Source organism: Pseudomonas abyssi (assembly GCF_003444685.1).
GTDB classification, from domain to species: Bacteria; Pseudomonadota; Gammaproteobacteria; order Pseudomonadales; family Pseudomonadaceae; genus Halopseudomonas; species Halopseudomonas abyssi.
Genome location: NZ_LMAZ01000011.1, coordinates 44385 through 62395 on the forward strand (window position 1 = coordinate 44385; position 18011 = coordinate 62395).

An 18011-nucleotide genomic window follows, 5' to 3' on the forward strand; every position below is an offset into this window, starting at 1 on the left:
ATCCTTTCCGCAATGCCAGAGGAGGGCTACACCATAGCCAATAGCCACTCGCCCAGCAACAGCACCAGCAGCGCCATGACGCCGGCAATCACATCATCGAGCATGATGCCCAGCCCGCCGCCAACCCGACGATCGACCCAACCAATCGGCCAGGGCTTCCAGATATCGAACAGGCGGAACAGCGCAAAGCCGGCGAGCAGCCAGGCCCAGCCGGTTGGCGCCAGCCAGAGCGCAATCCACAGACCGACAAACTCGTCCCAGACGATGCCGCCGTGATCGTGCACCCCCAGATCCGCTGCGGTGCGGTGACACAACCAGATACCCAGCAGCGTGGAGAGCAGAATAACCAGTGCATAGCCGCCCAGTGGCAGCTGTTGCCAGAGCAGCACAAAGGGCAGCGCCGCCAGCGTGCCCCAGGTGCCGGGCGCGGGCCGAATGGCGCCGCTGCCAAAACCGAAGGCGAGAAAGTGGATGGGGTTGCGCCACACCGAGGCGGGTGTGGATTCGTGCGTGTCAGTCATCCTGACTCCTGAAATGTTGATAACCACCGGGGCCGTCTACTGGCCGCATACCGAGCCCCAGGTCCAGCTGCACACCCTGCCCGGCTTGCACCTGACCAATCACGCTGACCCGCTGACCGGCCTGGCGCCAGCGCTGGATTTGCCCCCGCGCAGCGCGCGGTAGGGTGAAAAGCAGTACGTAATCATCCCCGCCGCGCAACATCCAGTCCAGTTGCTGACGTTCTGGCCAGCTGCGCAGCGCATCGGACATGGGTAGTTGCGGGCCGTTGATCTGCAGGCACACGCCGCTGGCCTTGGCGATATGCGCCGCATCGGCCAGTAGCCCGTCGGAGACGTCCAGTCCGGCACTGGCGTGACCGCGCAGCAAGGCGCCCAATGCCAACTGCGGCAATGGGCGCCAGAAGCGTTGGTGCAGGTAGTTCTGCTCGGCCATGGGCAACCCAGCAGGCAGAGCCTGCCCCAGCACGACAGCCAAGCCGGCGGCACCGTCACCCAGACAACCGCCAACGCACAGCAGATCTCCGGGCCGCGCGCCACTGCGGGTCAGCGCCTGAGCGGCAGGCACCTGGCCGAAGACCGTGACGCCAATATTCAAGGGGCCACGGGTGGTATCGCCACCAATCAGGTTGATACGACAATCGCGCGCCGCATCGCCCAGGCCGGCAGAGAACGCCTGCAACCAGCCCGCCTCGGCCTGCGGCAAGGTCAGCGCCAGGGTAAAGCCCAGAGGTTCGGCGGCCATGGCAGCAAGATCGCTGACGGCTACGGCAAGGGCGCGGTAGCCCAGCTCGGCGGGGGGTCCATTGACGGGGAAGTGAACACCCTCGACCAGGGTGTCGGTAGAAATGACCAGCTGCTGACCAGCAGCCGGTTGCAGCAGCGCGGCATCGTCACCGATGCCCAGGGCGACCGCCCCGCTGGCTGCGGCCCGCTGCAGTCGCTCGGTGCGAAAGTAGCGGGCAATCAGGTCAAACTCGTCCAGCGCCATGGCCGGGCGATCAACGTCCCTTGCGGGCAGCGTTGACCTCAGCCTTGCGCAAACGCGGTGCCAGCTTATCGAGGATGCCGTTGACGTACTTGTGACCGTCGGTGGCGCCAAAGGACTTGGCCAGCTCGATGGCTTCGTTGATCACCACGCGGTACGGCACGTCGATGCGCTTGAGCAGCTCGTACACGCCCAGACGCAGGACCGCCAATTCGATAGGGTCGAGCTCCTTGATATCGCGATCCAGCACCACGCCCAGCTCACCGTCGATGTCGCCGAGGTTGCGCGGCACGCCGGTCAGCAGCTCGTGGAAGTAGGCGCCATCCACCTTGCTGAAGTCGTTGTCGGTACGAAACTGCGCCTCGATGTCGAAGATCGGCAAATCGGCCATGTGCCAGGCATACAGCGCCTGCAGAGCCAGACTGCGGGCCTTGCGACGGGCCGATGCCTTGGGGCGACCGGCGGTGCCAGAACTCTGCTGACCGTCCATCAGGCCTCCAGCTGCTTGATCACGCTGACCATCTCAAAGGCAGACATGGCCGCCTCTGCGCCCTTGTTGCCGGCCTTGGTGCCGGAGCGCTCGATGGCCTGCTCGATGCTGTCAACCGTCAGTACGCCAAAGGCAACCGGGATGCCGTATTCCAGCGATACCGCGCCAACGCCTTTCACGCATTCACCGGCAACGTATTCAAAATGCGGCGTACCGCCACGGATAACCGCGCCGAGGGTCACGATGGCATCGTATTGCTTGAGGTCGGCCACTTTCTTGACCATCAGCGGGATTTCAAAGGCGCCGGGCACGCGGATGATGGTGATGTCGGACTCTTTCACGCCGTGGCGCTTGAGTGAGTCTACAGCGCCCTCGACCAGGCTCTCGACGACAAAGCTGTTGAACCGGCCAACAACCAGTGCATAGCGGCCTTGGCCAGTTACAAAATCGCCTTCGATGGTACGGATAGCAGTCATGGGCACTCTCTCTGTGTAAAGAACCGGCAGGGCTCTCGGCGCTGCCGTAAATCAAATGGGTGAAGAAAACTAGCTGCGTTGCCATCGCTGCGTTAAAAACAGACTCAGAATGCTCATTTACAACTCGTAAACTCCGCTTCTTCGCCTGTTTTTGCCTTGCGCTGGCTGCCTCGCCTACGTTTTCTAAAAAATTGGTCAATCGCAGGGCAGGTATTCTACTACTTCCAGGTCAAAGCCGGATATGGCGTTGAACTTCATCGGCGCAGACAGCAGGCGCATCTTGCGCACGCCCAGATCACGCAGAATCTGCGAACCGGCCCCAACCGTATTGTAGGTCGTAGGACGGCGAGCCACCGGCTTGCCCTCGCCCAGGTTGGCCACGTGGTCCAGCAGCGCCTCGGCATTAACCTGATTACCCAGCAGCAGCACCACACCGCGCCCTTCAGCCGCCACACGGCGCATGGCCTCCTGCAGGCTCCAGCGGCCCGGCTCGGGCACCAGGAACAAGTCACGCAGCGGGTCGACATTGTGTACCCGCACCAGCGTCGGCTCCTCGGGCTGGATGTCGCCCAGGGTCAGCGCCATGTGCACGACATCATCGGTGCGGTCACGGTAGGCCACCAGATTGAACTCGCCCAGCTCGCTGCTCAGCAGCTTCTCTTCGGCGCGCTCAACCGTGCGCTCGTTGAGCAGGCGGTAGTGAATCAGGTCGGCAATGGTGCCGATCTTGATGTTGTGCTGCTTGGCGAACTCTTCCAGCTCCGGGCGACGGGACATGCTGCCATCGTCGTTCATGATCTCGCAGATCACCGCCGACTCGCCAAAGCCGGCCATACGGGCCAGGTCACAGGAGGCTTCGGTGTGGCCGGCACGCGCCAGCACGCCACCGGGCTGGGCCATCAGCGGGAAGATGTGGCCCGGGCTGACGATGTCCTCGGCCACGGCATTGGCAGCCGCGGCAGCCTGCACAGTGCGTGCACGGTCAGCGGCGGAAATGCCGGTGCTGACGCCAACCGCCGCCTCGATGGACACGGTGAACTTGGTACCAAAACCCGAGCCGTTGCGCTGCACCATCAGCGGCAGCTTTAGGCGCTCGCAGCGCTCCAGGCTCATCGGCATGCAGATCAGGCCACGGCCGTAGCGCGCCATGAAGTTGATGTGCTCAGCCTGACAGGCTTCACCGGCCATGATCAGATCGCCTTCGTTCTCGCGGTCTTCGTCATCCATCAGGATGACCATCTTGCCGGCGCGAATATCTTCGATCAGTTCTTCGATGCTGTTGAGTTTCATCCGGCCCTCCGGGGGCAGGTTAATCAGGATTTGAGGAAACCGTTCTCGGCCAGAAAGGCCATGCTGATGCCGCCAGCGGTCGGCTCTGCGGCCTTCTCGCCGAGCAGCAGACGCTCCAGATAGCGGGCGATCAGGTCCACTTCCAGATTGACGATGGTGCCGGGCTGGTAGTCGCCCATGACGGTTTCCTGCAGGGTGTGCGGAACAATGTTCAGGTGGAAGACAGCGCCTTCCACTGCGTTGACGGTCAGACTGGTGCCATCAACGGTAATCGAGCCTTTTTCGGCGATGTACTTCGCCAGCTCGGCCGGCGCTTCCACACGGAAGTGCCAGGAGCGGGCATCCTGGTGCAGCGACAGTACCTTACCGACGCCGTCGACATGGCCGCTGACCAGGTGGCCACCGAGCCGGGTGGTCGGCGTCAGGGCTTTTTCCAGGTTGACCCGACTGCCCGGCTTCAGTGACGCCAGGGCAGTACGGCGAATGGTCTCCTGGCTGACATCGGCCCAGAAGCCGTCACCGGGCAATTCAATGGCCGTCAGGCAGACGCCGTTGACCGCGATGCTGTCGCCCAGTTTGACGTCGCCCAGATCCAGCTTGCCAGTGCGCACGTAAAGACGCACATCACCGCCCTGGGGCTGCATGCTCTGAATCTGGCCAACCGCTTCGATAATACCGGTAAACATGAATTGCCTCGTTTTTGCCGTTGCCGGTCAGGAGACCAGCAGACCCAGACCGTAAACAGCGACAAAGCCGAAGGCGAAGGCCATCAGCAACAGTCCAAAGCTGCGCAGGTAGGTCATGAATGTCAGGCCGGGCATCTTGCTCATGGCAACGATACCGGCAGCGGAGCCAATTATAAGCAGGGAACCACCCACACCAACAGCGTAGGTCAGCCCCATCCACTCGGCGACGTTCATGTGCAGGTCCGCTTTCAGCAGTGCAGCAGTCAGCGGCACGTTATCGATCAGCGCCGAGAGCATGCCCATCAGGAAGTTGGCGGCCATCGGCGGCATGAGGTCATACAGCGAGGTCAGACTCTGCAGCGTGCCGATGTACTGCAGCATACCGACCAGCAGCAGCACGCCGAGGAAGAACAACAAGGTCTCAAACTCGATCACCCGGATGTATTCCAGAATCGGATCGTTGTCGATGTCTTCGTTGAAAAAGCGCGCAATCAGGAACATCAGCGCCAGGCCGGTCAGGAAGGTCAGCACCGGCGGAATGGCAAAGAACAGGCTGAGCAGAATGGTCGCCACAATGGTGACCAGAAACAGCCCGCCAATCACCTGATCGACACCGCGCAGCTCGTGCAGCTCGCTGCGCTCGATGATCACCTCATCGCCCATGCCGATCGACAGCAGCGCCGCCAGCAGCAGCACGGCCAGCAGCGCCGGGGCGCTGAGCAGCAGCAGGTTGGTGATCTCGACCTTGTCGGCCATGAAGATCATCAGCGTGGTCACGTCACCGGTGATCATCGCCACGCCGCCGGAGTTCACCGCGAACACCACCAAGGTGGCGAAGCGCAGCATCTTGCGCAGCTCAAGGTTAAGGCTGAGCACCAGCGCCACCGACACCAGAGTGGCGGTGATGTTGTCGGCAATCGAGGAGAACACAAAGCAGAAGCCGCCGGTCAAAAACAACAGCTTGCGCTCGGTGATGCGGCCGGGAAGGATGCGGTAAATGACGTTCTCGATCAGCCCCTTCTTGTTCAGGTAAGCCACAAACGTCATGGTTGCCAGCAGAAACAGCCAGAGGCTGGCGATATCGGTGATGTTTTCGTTTAGCGCCTTTTGCACTTCGCCGCGAACGGCGTCGCTCGGCGCGGCAATAAACAGCACCAGCCAGGACAGCGCGCCGAACAGCAGCACCACCTTGGCCTTATTTACATGAATGACTTCTTCAAGCACCACGCCCAAAAAGGCGACCACTGCCATCGCCAGGAGCAGTATCTGTACGCTGCTTTGCATTTGCTAACACTCTCAGGAAGGAAAAATCGGGCGTGCAGTGATGCGCCAGTCCTGGCCTATGGCTCGCATATCGGTGACGGCGACGTCCATCGCCTCGCTCATGCTCTCGAAGGGGAGCTGCATCAGGGGCCGCGCCTGGCTTCCCAGCAGGCGCGGCGCCATATACACAATCAGTTCATCGACCAGGCCGGCACGCCAGAAGGCGCCCGACAGCCCGGCGCCAGCCTCGACCAGCACCTCGTTGCAGCCGCGCTCGGCGAGGGTCCGCAACACGGCGTGCAGATCGACCTTGCCGTCGGCACCGGGGACCGCCAGCAGCTCGCTGCCAACGGCCAGATAATCATCGGCAGCCTGCTCGGCGCTGGTACTGATCACCAGCGTGGGGCCTGCCTCACGGAAAAAACGTTGCTCCAACGGCACCCTGCGCAAACTGTCGATCAGCACGCGCAGGGGTTGTCGCTCGGCGGCGGCCGCCGCCTCGTCTGGCGGCAGCCCCAGCTCACTGGCGCGCACGGTCAGCGCCGAGTCATCCAGCAGCACGCTATCGGCACCGCTGACCACCGCGCCGCTGCGCGCCCGCAGGCGCTGCACGTCGGCCCGGGCCGCCGGCCCGGTAATCCACTTGCTTTCGCCGCTGGCCATGGCGGTGCGCCCGTCCAGGCTCATCGCCAGCTTGACGCGTACCCAGGGCAAGCCCTGCTGCATGCGCTTGATAAAACCGGGGTTGAGCGCCCGCGCCTGATCTTCCAGCAGCCCGCACTCGACCGCGATACCCGCCTCACGCAGCCGCTGCAGGCCGTTGCCGGCCACCTGGGGGTTGGGGTCCTGCATGGCCGCGACCATGCGCGCCACACCGGCCTTGATCAGCGCATCGGCGCAGGGCGGGGTCTTGCCAAAGTGACTGCAGGGCTCAAGGGTGACATAGGCGGTGGCGCCGCGGGCGCGCTCGCCGGCCTGGGCCAGGGCGTTGACCTCTGCGTGCCCTTCACCCGCGCGCACGTGCCAGCCCTCGCCGACCACTTCGCCATCGACCACCAGCACACAGCCGACGCGCGGGTTGGGCTCGGTGGTATAGAGACCGCGTTCGGCCAGCATCAGTGCACGGCTCATCCAGCTGCGGTCAGCAGCGCTCCACTCAGGCATCGCTGTCGTCCTGCTCGCGGCGCGACAGGCGCTCGATTTCTTCACGGAACTGATTCAGATCCTGGAAGCGGCGATACACGGAGGCAAAGCGGATGTAGGCGACTTCATCGAGCTGCTTGAGCTCGCGCATCACCATCTCGCCGACGGTCATGGCCTTGACCTCACGCTCGCCCGTGGCACGCAGCCGGTGCTTGATATGGCCGATAGCGGCTTCGATCTGCTCGACGCTGACCGGGCGCTTTTCCAGCGCGCGCTGGAAACCGGCGCGCAGCTTGTCTTCGTCGAAAGGCTGTCTGCGACCGTCCTGCTTGATCACCCGGGGCAATACCAGCTCTGCCGTCTCGAACGTGGTGAAGCGCTCCTGGCAGGCCAGGCATTCGCGGCGCCGACGCACCTGATCACCTTCGGCTACCAGGCGCGAGTCGATCACCTTGGTGTCATGGGCACCACAGAACGGACAATGCATGCAGGATTTCCCGAGCGGATAAAAAACGGCCTACATAGTACTCCTTTGTAGGCCGGGGATAAAATGTATCAGTTTATTACCCAGGCCGCCGTCGGATGGCGGCCTGGGTCGTATCAGGCCAAGGCCTGCAACCAGCTGTCACGTAGCCGCCGCTTGGCCACCTTGCCGTTGTCATCGCGCGGCAGGCTGTCGACCACTTCCACCCGCTTGGGCACCTTGTAGCCGGCCATGTGCTTGCGGATAAACGCCTGTACCTGAGCGGCACTGACCTGCCCGCCGGGGCTGGCGACCACAGCCATCAACGACTCACCGTACTCGGCATCCGGCACACCGAACACCGCGCAATCAGTGACCCCCTCCAGGGTGATCAGCACATGCTCAATTTCCGCCGGGTAGATGTTTACGCCACCGGAAATGACCATGTCCGACTGCCGGTCACAGACGTACAGATAGCCTTCGGCGTCCAGATAGCCGATGTCACCCACCGTGGCCAGATCGTCCAGCCCGGCCTTACTGCGCGCGGCCTCGTTATTCAGATAGGTAAAGTCCGGCACCATGGGCTGGCGCACGTAGATCACGCCCGGCTCGCCTACACCACACTCGCGGCCGTCTTCGCTGACGATACGAATGCGCGTGTCCGCAATCGGCCGGCCCACACTCCCCGGCTTGCGACGGGCGGATTGCGGGTCCTGCAGGGTCACCATGCCGGTCTCGCTGGAGGCGTAGGTTTCAAAGATGACATCGCCCCACCAATCGAGCATTGCCTGCTTCACTTCTGGGGCGCAGGGGGCGCCGGTGGAGGCGACAAAGCGCACCGACGACAGGTCGTATTTGGCGCGCACGGCCTCGGGCAGACGGAGCAGCCGTACGTACATGATCGGCACCAGATACACCACCTCGATGCGGTGCTGCTGGATCAGCGCCAACGCCTGCTCGGCGTCGAAGCGCGGCATCACCACCAGCACCTGTGCCTGCTGAATGGCCTGCTGGGTGAAGGACGTGGGGGCGCTGTGATACAGCGGCGCGGTCACCATGGCGCGGACACCGGGCGTAATGCCCCAGGCGATGCGGCACAGCTCGCGCATACCTTCAGCCATCTGAGCGCGCAGCTCTGGCGGCGGTGCCAGGCGCACCACGCCCTTGGGCCGCCCGGTGGTGCCGGAGGTGTAGGCCATGTGGGCGCGCGGCGTGCGCTCAGGCCCGTCATAGGGCGCCTGCTGTGCAAGCCAGCGCTCGTAGTCGCGCGGCTCGCCGGCGCCGCCATCGACCACCAGCACCGCCACTCCAGCGGGGACGGCATCGTCCAGGGACGCCAGCAGGTCGGCCTCGACAATCAGCACCTTGGCGGCCGAGTCGTTCAGCAGGTACGCCACCTCGTCCGCCTTGAAGTGCCAGTTGATCGGGCAGTAGTAACAGCCGGCCGTCTGGCAACTTTGAATGGCATCGATAAACACCGGGCCGTTGCGCAGCATCACGGCAATCACATCACCGTCTGCCACGCCCAGGCGCGCCAGACCACCCGCCAGCCGCAGCGCGCGCTCGGCCACCTCATCACCGCTGCGACGCAGGTTGCCGCAGATGAGTTCAGCGCTCATCAGCGTGCTCCGTAAGGTGTGGAGATCGCCGCCAGACGCTGCTGCGCCTCATGGTATTCACGCTCGAGCTGGGCAACCGCCTCGGCGGTTGAAGTCACCTTGCCGATGCTGCCCACGCCCTGACCTGCGCCCCAGATATCGCGCCAGGCCTTGCTCTTGCTGCTGCCGCCGGAGCCGAACTTCATGGTGCTCTTGTCACCCTCGGGCAGGTTGTTCGGGTCCATGCCGGCGTTGACGATGCTCGGCTTGAGGTAGTTGCCGTGCACGCCGGTGAACAGGTTGCTGTAAACGATATCGTCAGCGCTGGTATCGACCAGCATCTGCTTGTAAGCCGGATCGGCGTTGGCTTCGTGCGTGGCAATAAAGCGGGTGCCCATGTACGCGAGGTCGGCCCCCATGGCCTGGGCCGCGAGAATCTGCTCGCCCTTGGCGATAGAGCCGGAGAGGATGATCGGGCCGTCGTAGAAGGCGCGGATTTCAGACACCAGGGCAAAGGGGCTGAGCTGACCGGCGTGGCCACCCGCGCCCGCACACACCAGAATCAGGCCGTCAACACCGGCCTCAATGGCCTTCTTGGCGTGTTTGACGTTGATCACATCATGGAACACCAGACCACCGTAGCTGTGAATCGGCCCGACGACCTCGTTGGGCGCGCGCAGGCTGGTGATGATGATCGGCACCTTGTATTTCACGCACAGCTCAACGTCATGCTGCAGACGGTCATTGCTGCCGTGCACGATCTGGTTGACCGCGAACGGCGCCACCACCGCGTCCGGGTTGGCCGCCTTATAGTCCGCCAGCTCGCTGGCGATGCGCTGCAGCCACTCGTCCAGCACCTCGGCAGGACGCGCATTCAGCGCCGGGAAGGAACCCACAACCCCGGCCTTGCACTGCGCAATGACCAGATCCGGGTTGGAGATGATAAACAGCGGGGAACAGATGACCGGCAGGCTCAGATTGCCTTGCAGAACGGCGGGCAGACTCATGCGTGCGCTCCTGTGTGTTGTGATTGTTCATGGACTATAAAAGCCCCTCATCTGCACTACAATGTCCGCGAATAAGCCCAAACTGTTTACCAATAGGCAACAATATGGACATCAAGACCCTGCAGTACTTCAGCGCCATCGTCGAGGCCGGCAGCATGAGCGGCGCCGCCCGCCGGCTCGGCACCTCGCGCTCACACGTCAGCCGACGGCTGAAAGCGCTGGAGCAGGACCTTGAAGTGCAGCTGCTGCGCCGCACCACCCGGCGTATCGAGCCGACCCAGATCGGCTGGGCCATGTACGAGCATGCCGCGCGCATCAGCCAGGAGTTGAGCGCACTGCAGTCGACGGTGGACAACCTTGGGCGCAATCTGCGCGGCCATCTGCGCCTGAGCGTGCCCTCAGCGCTCGGGCAACAGGTGCTTGGGCCGCTGCTACTGGAGTTTGCCGAGGCCTACCCGGATGTCAGCCTGCAGCTGACTTTCAGCAACCGCATCTTTGATCTGGTCGCCGAAGAGATCGACCTGGCGATCCGCGTCACCAACACCCCGCCCGATACCCTGGTTGCCCGCGACCTGGGGCCCATCGACTGGGTGCTGTGCGCCAGCCCGGCCTACCTGAGCCGGGTCGGCGCACCGCAACAACCCGAAGATCTGCTGCGCTGCGCCATGGTCAGCGTCAAGGTGGCCGACCTGCGTCTGCCGCTGGAGCTGTCGGACGGTCGCCATCGCCAGGTGCTGACCCTGCGTCCGCGCCTGCAGACCGAAGACATGCTGTTTCTGCGCCGCGCCGCGCAGCAGGGTCTGGGCTGCGCACTACTGCCGTACTATGCGGTCCGCGATGAGCTGGAGAGCGGCCAGCTGCAGGTCGTCCTGCCGCAGTATCGCGCCCGGGTGGATGCCTGGGGCGATCACCTGTACCTGCTCACCGCGCCCAACCTCTACCCCACCCTGGCGACCCGCGCGCTGATCGAGTTTCTGCGCAGCCGTCTGGCCGACATCCCGCTGACACCCAGGCACCCGCTTGCCGTTACAATGCCCTCCTGACCAGGAGCCTTGCCATGACGCTGCAGACACTCACCGACGCCCTCCATCAGGTATTGCCCGATGCCCAGCTGACGCCGACCCGAGTGCCCGGCCTGCCCGAGCTGGAACTCTGGCTGCTGGACCCGGCCAACCTGGACCGCGCCTTTGCCGCCGAGGAAACCCGTCGCCTGCTGGAGCACCCGCCCTACTGGGGCTTCTGCTGGGGTAGCGGGCTGGCGCTGGCGCGCTGGGTGCTGGATAACCCGGCCGAGGTCCGCGGCAAGCGGGTGGTGGATTTTGGTTCGGGGTCCGGCGTGGTCGCCCTGGCATGCCGCCTGGCGGGCGCCGGTGAAGTCATCGCCTGCGATCTCGACGAGCCGGCGTTGCTGGCCTGCGCGTTGAATGCGCGCCTCAATGACCTGCGTCTGACCCTGTCCGACGATTACTTTGCCGTGGCGGGCGACATCGACCTGCTGATCGCCGCCGACGTGCTCTACGACGTCGAGAACCGGCCACTGCTGGAGCACTTTGCCAGCCGCGCCAGGCAGGTGCTAATCGCCGATTCACGGGTGCGCGACCTGGTGCACCCGCGCTACCAGCGCAGCGCCATCCTGCCAGGCCAGACCTGGCCTGATCTGGGCGAGCCGCTGGAGTTTCGCGACGTTAGCCTCTACAGGCTTGACCCCGGCGCCAGCGCCCCCATATAAAACAGTCCCCCACACTCGCTGCGGAATCGCCTTATGTCCTCGCCCTACCTGTTTGACGCCACCACCGATACCTTCGACCGCTATGTGCTGGAGAACTCCTTCCACAAGCCGGTGCTGGTCGACTTCTGGGCCGACTGGTGCGCGCCCTGCAAGGCGCTGTTTCCGGTGCTGGAGAAGATTGTCGACAGCTATCAGGGCGAGCTGCTGCTGGCCAAGGTCAACTGCGACGTCGAGGTCGGCTTGACCGAGCGCTTTGGCATTCGCAGCCTGCCCACCGTAGTGCTGTTCAAGGACGGCCAGCCCGTCGAGGGCTTTGCCGGCATCCAGACCGAGAGCGCCATCCGCGAACTGCTGGCCCCGCACGTTGCCGAACCGCAGGCCGAAGAAGAAAGCGCCCCAGAAGGCGACCTGGCAAGCCAGGCCCAGGCGCTGATCGACGCCGGCCAGGCGCAGGAGGCGATTGCCCTGTTGCAGCCAGCGCTGCAGGATGAGACCGACGACAACCTGCTCCTGCTGCTGGCCCGCGCCCTACTGGCCGACGGTCAACTCGATGACGCCGACAAGGTCATCAATGCCGTACAGCAGAAAGACAGCCACAAGCAGACGCTGAACGCACTCAAGGCGCAGCTCAGCTTTGCCCGTCAGACCACCGACTTTGCGCCGCGTGACACCCTGCAGGCCCGCCTTGACGCCGATGCAAACGACAGCGAAGCCCGCTATCAACTGGCCCTGCTGGACCTGACCGCCGGCGCCAGCGAACCGGCACTGGCCGCCCTGCTTGACCTGCTGCAACGCGACCGCAGCTGGGGTGACGGCGCCGCGCAGAAAACCCTGCTGCAGGTTTTTGACGTGTTGGGCGGCGACCACCCGCTCACCGTGCAGTACCGCCGCAAGCTGTACCAGGCGCTCTACTGATCAGTACTTCCTTGATGTAGCGCCTCGCGAGGGGCGCCCGAGTGAATACAGGGTTGCCACAACAGGAAAATGAAATAAGATAACGTTTTCTTATTTCAGCCGGAGTCTTGTCATGCGCCGCACCCTGCTCGCCCTCAGCCTTGCCCTGCCTTTCAGCCAGCCCCTGCTCGCCGATGACCACGACCACCACCAGCACGGCAGCCTGGATGCCCATGAACATGGCGTTGCCAGCCTGAATCTGGTGGTCGACGGCAATCAGGTCAGCCTGGAGCTGGATAGCCCGGCCGCCAACCTGGTTGGCTTTGAGTATCAGCCCAGCACGGACGAAGACCGCGCGACCGTTGCCCGCGTCAAGGCAGCGCTCGAGCAGGCCGATGGCCTGTTCACTCTGACGGCCGCCGCCGACTGCCAGCTGCAGCAGGTCGAGCTGGACAGCCCGCTGTTTGCTGCGCATGACCATGACGAGCACGAGCACGAGCACGAGCACGAGCACGAGGATCATGACCATGACCATGACCATGACCATGACCATGACCATGACGAGCATGATCACCATGATGCAGATGAGCACGAACACGAACACGAACACGGCGAGCATACGGACATCGAAGGCCGCTTTGATTATGTCTGCGATGCCCCCGAGCAACTTGAAGCCCTGACTCTCCCGTTGTTCAATGACTTCCCGGCGATGCAGCGCATTCAGGTGCAGGCCATCACCGCCAGCGGCCAGCACGGCGCCGTGCTGACCGCCGACCAACCCACCTTGTCACTGGACTGAATCAAGCGATGACCACACCACTGCTGCAGGTCACCGACCTGCAGTTTGCCTGGCCGGGCCAGCCCGTACTGCTGGATATCCCGGCCTTCAGCCTGGAGGCAGGCGAGCGCCTGTTTCTCAAGGGGCCGTCCGGCAGCGGCAAGACCACCCTGCTGGGCCTGCTCGGCGGCGTGCACCAGCCACAGCAGGGCGCCATCAGCCTGCTGGGCCAGTCACTGCGCCAGCTGTCTTCGCTGCGCCGAGACCGCTTTCGCGCCGACCACACCGGTTACCTGTTCCAGCAGTTCAACCTGCTGCCCTACCTCTCGGTGCTGGACAACGTCACCCTGCCCTGTCGCTTCTCCGCCCTGCGGCGTGAACGCGCCCTGCGCCAGCAGCCGAATCTGGATAGCGCCGCCGAACACCTGCTGCGCGAGCTGGGCCTGAGCGACGCCACCCTGCATCAGCGCAGCGCCGGTGCCCTGTCGATCGGCCAGCAGCAGCGGGTGGCCGCCGCCCGAGCGCTGATCGGCAGCCCCGAGCTGGTGATCGCCGACGAGCCCACCTCGGCGCTGGATGCCGACAGTCGCGACGCTTTTCTCAAGCTGTTGTTCGATGAGTGCGAGCAGATGGGCAGCAGCCTGCTGTTTGTCAGTCACGACACCAGCCTGGCAACCCGCTTTGATCGCGCCCTGTCAGTGGCCGAGCTCAACCGCGCCAGCAAGCCGGAGACACTCTGATGTACCTGTTGCGTCTTGCCCTGCAAAGCCTGGCCAACCGCCGCTTTTCCGCCCTGCTGACGATGATCGCCATCGCTCTTAGCGTCACCCTGCTGCTGTCGGTCGAGCGCGTGCGCACCGAGGCCCGCGCCAGCTTTGCCTGCACGGTCAGCGGCACCGACCTGATTGTCGGCGCCCGCTCCGGCTCGGTTCAACTGCTGCTGTATTCGGTGTTCCGCATCGGCAATGCCACCAACAACATTCGCTGGGACAGCTTTGAGCAGATCAGCAGTCAGCCTCAGGTCAAATGGGCCATTCCGCTGTCATTGGGCGACTCGCACCGCGGTTTTCGGGTGCTGGGGACCAGTCAGGCCTACTTCGACCACTACCGCTTTGGCCGTGACCAGGCGCTGACGCTGAGCCAGGGAAAGCGCTTCAGCGACCTTTACGATGCCGTAGTCGGCGCCGATATTGCCCGCGAGCTGGGCTACCAGTTGGGCACCGAGCTGGTGCTGGCCCACGGCGCCGGCGCGGTGAGCTTCGTCAAGCACGCGGACAAGCCCTTCCGGGTGGTTGGCATCCTGGCCAAGACCGGCACGCCGGTAGACCGCACCATCCATATCAGCCTGGAAGGCATGGAAGCGCTGCATGTCGACTGGCAGCAGGGCATGCCGGCGCGGGGCGCGGGCAAGATCAGCGCCGAGCAGGCGCGCCAGCTGGACCTGACACCGACCGCCATTACCGCCTTCATGCTTGGGCTGGAGCGGCGTATCGACACCTTTACGCTGCAGCGGAAAATCAATGAATTCAGCGGCGAGCCGCTGCTGGCCATCCTGCCCGGCGTTGCCCTGCAGGAGTTGTGGAGCCTGTTAAGCGTGGCCGAAAAGGCGCTGCTGCTGGTGTCGGTCTTCGTGGTACTGACCGGGCTGGTCGGCATGCTGACGGCAATTCTCAGCGGCCTGAATGAGCGCCGCCGGGAGATGGCCGTGCTGCGCTCGGTGGGTGCCCGGCCGTTGCATATTTTCAGCCTGCTGGTGCTGGAGGCGGTCAGCCTGACCCTGGCCGGCATCGCGCTGGGTCTGGCACTGTTGTATGCTGGCATGGCCGTGGCCCGCCCCTGGCTGGAACAGCAGTATGGCCTGTTTCTGCCGCTGGCTTGGCCGACCCGCAGCGAACTGCAGTTGTTGGCCGGCATCCTGGCCGCCAGCCTGCTGATGGGCTGCATCCCGGCGTGGCGCGCCTACCGCCAGGCGCTCTTGGACGGCCTGTCCATCCGCCTGTAATCACCGAGACCACCGATGTATCTGATTCGTCTGTTTGCCCTGTGCCTGAGTCTGCTGCTGACCCTGCCGGCCTGGGCCGCCCGAGAACTCAGCTGGGACGACCTGGTGCCCGCAGGCAGTGAGCACCTTTACGGCATGCCCCAGGCGCAACACGACGGCCTGACCTCAGAGGACCAGGCGGCCAGCAATCCGCTGATGCAAAGCATGACCAACGCGCCCACCGTCGCCGCGCTGGACGGCCAGGAGGTCAAACTTCCGGGCTACATCGTGCCGCTGAGCGTAGACCCCAACCAGCGGGTGACCGAGTTCTTGCTGGTGCCCTACTTCGGCGCCTGCATTCACGTACCGCCGCCGCCATCCAACCAGATCGTGCTGGTCAACAGCGAGATTGGCGTTGCGCTGGAAGCCACCTACGTCCCCTACTGGATCAGCGGGATCATGCATGTGGAGCAAAGCAGCAGCGAGCTGGCCAGCGCCGGCTACCGCCTGGAAGCGCAGGAAATCGAAGAGTTCAGCTACTAGGCGCTGAGCCGGATTCAGACCTGGCAAGCGCAGCCTCGGCCGCCTGCTTCAGGCTTTGCAATTGGCGTCGCTGACTGGCGTCAGCCGGCTGCACCGCCTGCAAGGTAATCAGCGCTGCCTGCCACTGACGCTGCTGGTATTGCAGCCACGCCAGCTGCAAGCGGTCAGCGCTGTTGCCACTACGTGCCACCCGCTCCCAAGCGGCCAGGGCGCGCTCATGATCACGCGCGGTTTGCCACAGATAGGCAAGACGGCGCAAACGATCCGCGCTGCTGCTCAGCAGGCCCTCATCCAGCAACGCCTGCATCAGGCGCGCCGCCTGCCAGGGGGCGCCACTCTGCGCATGCAGGGCGACCAGGTTCTCGAGATCGGTGGTAGCCAGTGCAATCCCCGCCTCCCGCGCCAGTCGCAGGGTCGCAGCGGCCGCCACCTGCTCGCCAGCCAGACTCTGCATGCTCGCCAGCTGACGCCAGTTATCGACACTCTCGGGCGCACGCTGCAACAGCGCCTGCTGCCAGCGCACCGCCTGATCAAACCGCTCCAGCTCATAGTTCATACCCACCAGCAGGCGGTACCAGATGTCATCCGCCTGCGGGTTCGCGCGCACCACCTGCTCGGCCAGCGGAATGGCCTTGCGGAATTGCCCCAACTGACGGTAAGCCTGCACCAACAGCTGACGATTGTTATCCGAGCGCGGCAAGGCTTCCAGCTCCTTGACCGCCTCTGGGTAGCGCTGCTCCTGCATCAGCAGGCGAGCCAGATTCTGCCGGTCCTGCAGCGCCGCCGCCTCGTCCAGCTGCTGCTGAGCCAGCGCCTCGCGCAGCCAGTCGATGGCCGCTGCGTTGCGTTGGGCAGCGATCGCTAGGTACGCCAGCCGCTGGGCGACCAGCGCGCGCTCCAGAGTCCCGCTTTCAGCCTGTGGCAGCGCCTGCTCCAGCGCCTCGCGCGCCTTGCCCAGATCGCCCGCCGCCTCGGCATCGGTGGCGGCTTGAATGGCAACGTACACCTCAGCGTCAATTTCCTCGGCCAGCGCGGGGGCGCTCAACAGGCACAGCAGCAGTAACCAGCGCAGCATCAGCGGCGACCCTCCAGACGGAAGTTCATGGTCTTGCTCACCTCGCGTGAGACCGCCACGCCGTTCTCCCGGCGCGGCGCGAAGCGCCAGCGACTGACCGCTCGGCGCGCTGCGCGCTCGAACACCCCGGGCGGCTCGGCGCTGAGTATGCGAATGTTCTCTACCCGCCCTTCGGCGTTGACGGTGAACTGCAAGGTCACCTGCCCCTCGATACCGGCCGCCAGCGCCCGGCGCGGATACCCCGGCGGAATGTCCACCAGCGGGGTGACTTCCTCGGCGCTGCCCGGTGGCGGCGCACTGACCGGCGCTGGCGGGCTGGGTGCCGGCGCCGGCTGGGCAGCGGCCTGCAATGGCGGCAACGCGGGCGCCGCGCCCATATCGATGCGGGTATTGAGCTGCGGCACATCGATATTGAGATCCAGCGCCGGAACCTGCGGGGTTACCTGCGGCTGCGGCGCAACCTCGGGCGGCTGCTCTGGCGGCGTCGGGCGCTCCGGCGGCTGCAACGGATCGGCCGGCTCAGTGCGGCTATCCTGCACGCTGCGGGCGACGCCCACGCGCAACAGTTCCGACGGCTGCGGTGGCGGATCATTGGCCGGCATGATCAGCGCCAGCATCAACCCAAACAGCAGCAGCGCTACCAGCAGCGCGCCGACAAAACTGCCCAGCAGCCGCATCAGGGCCCCGCCGTGGCGGCCAGGGCAACATCCTCGACCCCGGCCAGCCGCGCCTGATCCATCACCCGGATAACCAACCCGGTACGTGCGTCGGTATCGGCCTGCACCACCACTGTGCTGTCCGGCTGGTCAGCGCGCATGCGCTCGACCGCCGCCCGCACGGCGCGAATATCCACCGGCTTGTGGTCCATCCAGATTTCCCCGTCGGCACTGACCGCAATCAAAATGGTGCCCTTGGGCTTGTCGACGGCACTGTCGGCCGACGGCCGCTCGATGTCGATGCCGGTTTCCTTGACGAAGGAGCTGGTAACAATAAAAAAGATCAGCATGATGAAGACGATATCCAGCATCGGCGTAAGGTCGATGCCGGCCTCGTCATCGGCGTTGGCGTGGTGCCTGCGCATGCGCATCG

The 18011-nt window shown here is 64.5% G+C and carries 21 protein-coding genes; 7 read left to right on the forward strand and 14 right to left on the reverse strand.

The genetic code is table 11. The annotated features are described in order from the left end of the window. Nucleotides 1-26 precede the first annotated feature (26 nt). The 11 genes from ASB58_RS18815 to ASB58_RS18865 form a co-directional block, all read right to left on the reverse strand. Nucleotides 27-521 carry a phosphatidylglycerophosphatase A family protein gene (locus ASB58_RS18815; protein ID WP_096006225.1) on the reverse strand — a complete coding sequence of 165 codons (495 nt, stop codon included), beginning with the start codon at nucleotides 519-521 and terminating at the stop codon, nucleotides 27-29. Then, nucleotides 514-1509, reverse strand: coding sequence for a thiamine-phosphate kinase (thiL, locus tag ASB58_RS18820; RefSeq protein ID WP_118131970.1), 996 nt, complete (start codon nucleotides 1507-1509; stop codon nucleotides 514-516). The genes ASB58_RS18815 and thiL overlap by 8 nt, the downstream gene beginning before the upstream one ends. 10 nt (nucleotides 1510-1519) lie before the next feature. Then, on the reverse strand, nucleotides 1520-1996 hold the full coding sequence (gene nusB, locus ASB58_RS18825) for a transcription antitermination factor NusB (RefSeq protein WP_065335955.1): 477 nt from the start codon (nucleotides 1994-1996) through the stop codon (nucleotides 1520-1522). Continuing rightward, nucleotides 1996-2472, reverse strand: coding sequence for a 6,7-dimethyl-8-ribityllumazine synthase (gene ribH, locus ASB58_RS18830; RefSeq protein WP_096006228.1), 477 nt, complete (start codon nucleotides 2470-2472; stop codon nucleotides 1996-1998). Before ribH ends, nusB begins: the two co-directional genes overlap by 1 nt. A gap of 195 nt (nucleotides 2473-2667) precedes the next feature. Continuing rightward, nucleotides 2668-3762 (reverse strand): bifunctional 3,4-dihydroxy-2-butanone-4-phosphate synthase/GTP cyclohydrolase II, encoded by a 1095-nt coding sequence (ribBA, locus tag ASB58_RS18835; RefSeq protein ID WP_118131971.1) that lies wholly within the window; start codon nucleotides 3760-3762, stop codon nucleotides 2668-2670. A gap of 23 nt (nucleotides 3763-3785) precedes the next feature. Then, nucleotides 3786-4448: a riboflavin synthase gene (locus ASB58_RS18840; RefSeq protein WP_118131972.1), complete on the reverse strand. Its 663-nt coding sequence runs from the start codon at nucleotides 4446-4448 to the stop codon at nucleotides 3786-3788. Between the two features lie 27 nt (nucleotides 4449-4475). Continuing rightward, entirely contained in the window at nucleotides 4476-5732 is a 1257-nt protein-coding gene (gene nhaD, locus ASB58_RS18845) for a sodium:proton antiporter NhaD (RefSeq protein WP_118131973.1), read from the reverse strand. A gap of 12 nt (nucleotides 5733-5744) precedes the next feature. Further along, on the reverse strand, nucleotides 5745-6875 hold the full coding sequence (gene ribD, locus ASB58_RS18850; protein WP_118131974.1) for a bifunctional diaminohydroxyphosphoribosylaminopyrimidine deaminase/5-amino-6-(5-phosphoribosylamino)uracil reductase RibD: 1131 nt from the start codon (nucleotides 6873-6875) through the stop codon (nucleotides 5745-5747). Continuing rightward, nucleotides 6868-7341 (reverse strand): transcriptional regulator NrdR, encoded by a 474-nt coding sequence (nrdR, locus tag ASB58_RS18855; protein WP_083728108.1) that lies wholly within the window; start codon nucleotides 7339-7341, stop codon nucleotides 6868-6870. Before nrdR ends, ribD begins: the two co-directional genes overlap by 8 nt. A 113-nt stretch (nucleotides 7342-7454) precedes the next feature. Next, the gene (locus ASB58_RS18860) at nucleotides 7455-8936 is read right to left on the reverse strand and encodes an AMP-binding protein (protein ID WP_118131975.1); all 1482 of its coding nucleotides are present in this window, start codon (nucleotides 8934-8936) and stop codon (nucleotides 7455-7457) included. Then, on the reverse strand, nucleotides 8936-9922 hold the full coding sequence (locus ASB58_RS18865) for an NAD(P)H-dependent flavin oxidoreductase (protein ID WP_118131976.1): 987 nt from the start codon (nucleotides 9920-9922) through the stop codon (nucleotides 8936-8938). Before ASB58_RS18865 ends, ASB58_RS18860 begins: the two co-directional genes overlap by 1 nt. A gap of 104 nt (nucleotides 9923-10026) precedes the next feature. On the opposite strand from ASB58_RS18865, the gene ASB58_RS18870 reads away from it, so the two are divergent. The 7 genes from ASB58_RS18870 (at nucleotide 10027) to ASB58_RS18900 (ending at nucleotide 15847) form a co-directional block, all read left to right on the forward strand. Beyond that, complete coding sequence (locus tag ASB58_RS18870; RefSeq protein WP_165771325.1) at nucleotides 10027-10965, forward strand: LysR family transcriptional regulator; 939 nt, start codon at nucleotides 10027-10029, stop codon at nucleotides 10963-10965. 14 nt (nucleotides 10966-10979) lie between these two features. Then, nucleotides 10980-11651 (forward strand): class I SAM-dependent methyltransferase, encoded by a 672-nt coding sequence (locus ASB58_RS18875; RefSeq protein ID WP_118131978.1) that lies wholly within the window; start codon nucleotides 10980-10982, stop codon nucleotides 11649-11651. A 33-nt stretch (nucleotides 11652-11684) separates the two neighbouring features. Continuing rightward, a complete protein-coding gene (locus ASB58_RS18880) occupies nucleotides 11685-12566 on the forward strand; it encodes a tetratricopeptide repeat protein (RefSeq protein WP_118131979.1) in 882 nt (293 codons plus the stop codon). Between the two features lie 112 nt (nucleotides 12567-12678). After that, a complete protein-coding gene (locus tag ASB58_RS18885) occupies nucleotides 12679-13344 on the forward strand; it encodes a DUF2796 domain-containing protein (RefSeq protein ID WP_118131980.1) in 666 nt (221 codons plus the stop codon). 8 nt (nucleotides 13345-13352) lie between these two features. After that, nucleotides 13353-14063, forward strand: coding sequence for an ABC transporter ATP-binding protein (locus tag ASB58_RS18890; protein WP_118131981.1), 711 nt, complete (start codon nucleotides 13353-13355; stop codon nucleotides 14061-14063). Next, complete coding sequence (locus ASB58_RS18895; protein ID WP_118131982.1) at nucleotides 14063-15325, forward strand: ABC transporter permease; 1263 nt, start codon at nucleotides 14063-14065, stop codon at nucleotides 15323-15325. The genes ASB58_RS18890 and ASB58_RS18895 overlap by 1 nt, the downstream gene beginning before the upstream one ends. Before the next feature lie 15 nt (nucleotides 15326-15340). Continuing rightward, nucleotides 15341-15847, forward strand: a complete 507-nt coding sequence (locus tag ASB58_RS18900; RefSeq protein ID WP_118131983.1) for a DUF3299 domain-containing protein — start codon at nucleotides 15341-15343, stop codon at nucleotides 15845-15847. Here the strand turns inward: ASB58_RS18900 and ASB58_RS18905 are convergent. Genes ASB58_RS18905 through ASB58_RS18915 form a run of 3 tightly spaced genes read right to left on the reverse strand, consistent with a single transcriptional unit; the run spans nucleotide 15837 to nucleotide 18009 of the window. Next, on the reverse strand, nucleotides 15837-16922 hold the full coding sequence (locus tag ASB58_RS18905; protein WP_118131984.1) for a tetratricopeptide repeat protein: 1086 nt from the start codon (nucleotides 16920-16922) through the stop codon (nucleotides 15837-15839). The genes ASB58_RS18900 and ASB58_RS18905 overlap by 11 nt on opposite strands. Next, the gene (locus ASB58_RS18910; RefSeq protein ID WP_118131985.1) at nucleotides 16922-17599 is read right to left on the reverse strand and encodes an energy transducer TonB; all 678 of its coding nucleotides are present in this window, start codon (nucleotides 17597-17599) and stop codon (nucleotides 16922-16924) included. The genes ASB58_RS18905 and ASB58_RS18910 overlap by 1 nt, the downstream gene beginning before the upstream one ends. Then, complete coding sequence (locus ASB58_RS18915; protein ID WP_096006243.1) at nucleotides 17599-18009, reverse strand: ExbD/TolR family protein; 411 nt, start codon at nucleotides 18007-18009, stop codon at nucleotides 17599-17601. Before ASB58_RS18915 ends, ASB58_RS18910 begins: the two co-directional genes overlap by 1 nt. Nucleotides 18010-18011: the final 2 nt, after the last annotated feature.

Bases quoted from the DNA above. Each gene is read 5' to 3' on its own strand.
- ASB58_RS18815 (WP_096006225.1), bottom strand. From the start codon at position 521: ATGACTGACACGCACGAATCCACACCCGCCTCGGTGTGGCGCAACCCC.
- thiL (WP_118131970.1), bottom strand. From the start codon at position 1,509: ATGGCGCTGGACGAGTTTGACCTGATTGCCCGCTACTTTCGCACCGAG.
- nusB (WP_065335955.1), bottom strand. From the start codon at position 1,996: ATGGACGGTCAGCAGAGTTCTGGCACCGCCGGTCGCCCCAAGGCATCG.
- ribH (WP_096006228.1), bottom strand. From the start codon at position 2,472: ATGACTGCTATCCGTACCATCGAAGGCGATTTTGTAACTGGCCAAGGC.
- ribBA (WP_118131971.1), bottom strand. From the start codon at position 3,762: ATGAAACTCAACAGCATCGAAGAACTGATCGAAGATATTCGCGCCGGC.
- ASB58_RS18840 (WP_118131972.1), bottom strand. From the start codon at position 4,448: ATGTTTACCGGTATTATCGAAGCGGTTGGCCAGATTCAGAGCATGCAG.
- nhaD (WP_118131973.1), bottom strand. From the start codon at position 5,732: ATGCAAAGCAGCGTACAGATACTGCTCCTGGCGATGGCAGTGGTCGCC.
- ribD (WP_118131974.1), bottom strand. From the start codon at position 6,875: ATGCCTGAGTGGAGCGCTGCTGACCGCAGCTGGATGAGCCGTGCACTG.
- nrdR (WP_083728108.1), bottom strand. From the start codon at position 7,341: ATGCATTGTCCGTTCTGTGGTGCCCATGACACCAAGGTGATCGACTCG.
- ASB58_RS18860 (WP_118131975.1), bottom strand. From the start codon at position 8,936: ATGAGCGCTGAACTCATCTGCGGCAACCTGCGTCGCAGCGGTGATGAG.
- ASB58_RS18865 (WP_118131976.1), bottom strand. From the start codon at position 9,922: ATGAGTCTGCCCGCCGTTCTGCAAGGCAATCTGAGCCTGCCGGTCATC.
- ASB58_RS18870 (WP_165771325.1), top strand. From the start codon at position 10,027: ATGGACATCAAGACCCTGCAGTACTTCAGCGCCATCGTCGAGGCCGGC.
- ASB58_RS18875 (WP_118131978.1), top strand. From the start codon at position 10,980: ATGACGCTGCAGACACTCACCGACGCCCTCCATCAGGTATTGCCCGAT.
- ASB58_RS18880 (WP_118131979.1), top strand. From the start codon at position 11,685: ATGTCCTCGCCCTACCTGTTTGACGCCACCACCGATACCTTCGACCGC.
- ASB58_RS18885 (WP_118131980.1), top strand. From the start codon at position 12,679: ATGCGCCGCACCCTGCTCGCCCTCAGCCTTGCCCTGCCTTTCAGCCAG.
- ASB58_RS18890 (WP_118131981.1), top strand. From the start codon at position 13,353: ATGACCACACCACTGCTGCAGGTCACCGACCTGCAGTTTGCCTGGCCG.
- ASB58_RS18895 (WP_118131982.1), top strand. From the start codon at position 14,063: ATGTACCTGTTGCGTCTTGCCCTGCAAAGCCTGGCCAACCGCCGCTTT.
- ASB58_RS18900 (WP_118131983.1), top strand. From the start codon at position 15,341: ATGTATCTGATTCGTCTGTTTGCCCTGTGCCTGAGTCTGCTGCTGACC.
- ASB58_RS18905 (WP_118131984.1), bottom strand. From the start codon at position 16,922: ATGCTGCGCTGGTTACTGCTGCTGTGCCTGTTGAGCGCCCCCGCGCTG.
- ASB58_RS18910 (WP_118131985.1), bottom strand. From the start codon at position 17,599: ATGCGGCTGCTGGGCAGTTTTGTCGGCGCGCTGCTGGTAGCGCTGCTG.
- ASB58_RS18915 (WP_096006243.1), bottom strand. From the start codon at position 18,009: ATGCGCATGCGCAGGCACCACGCCAACGCCGATGACGAGGCCGGCATC.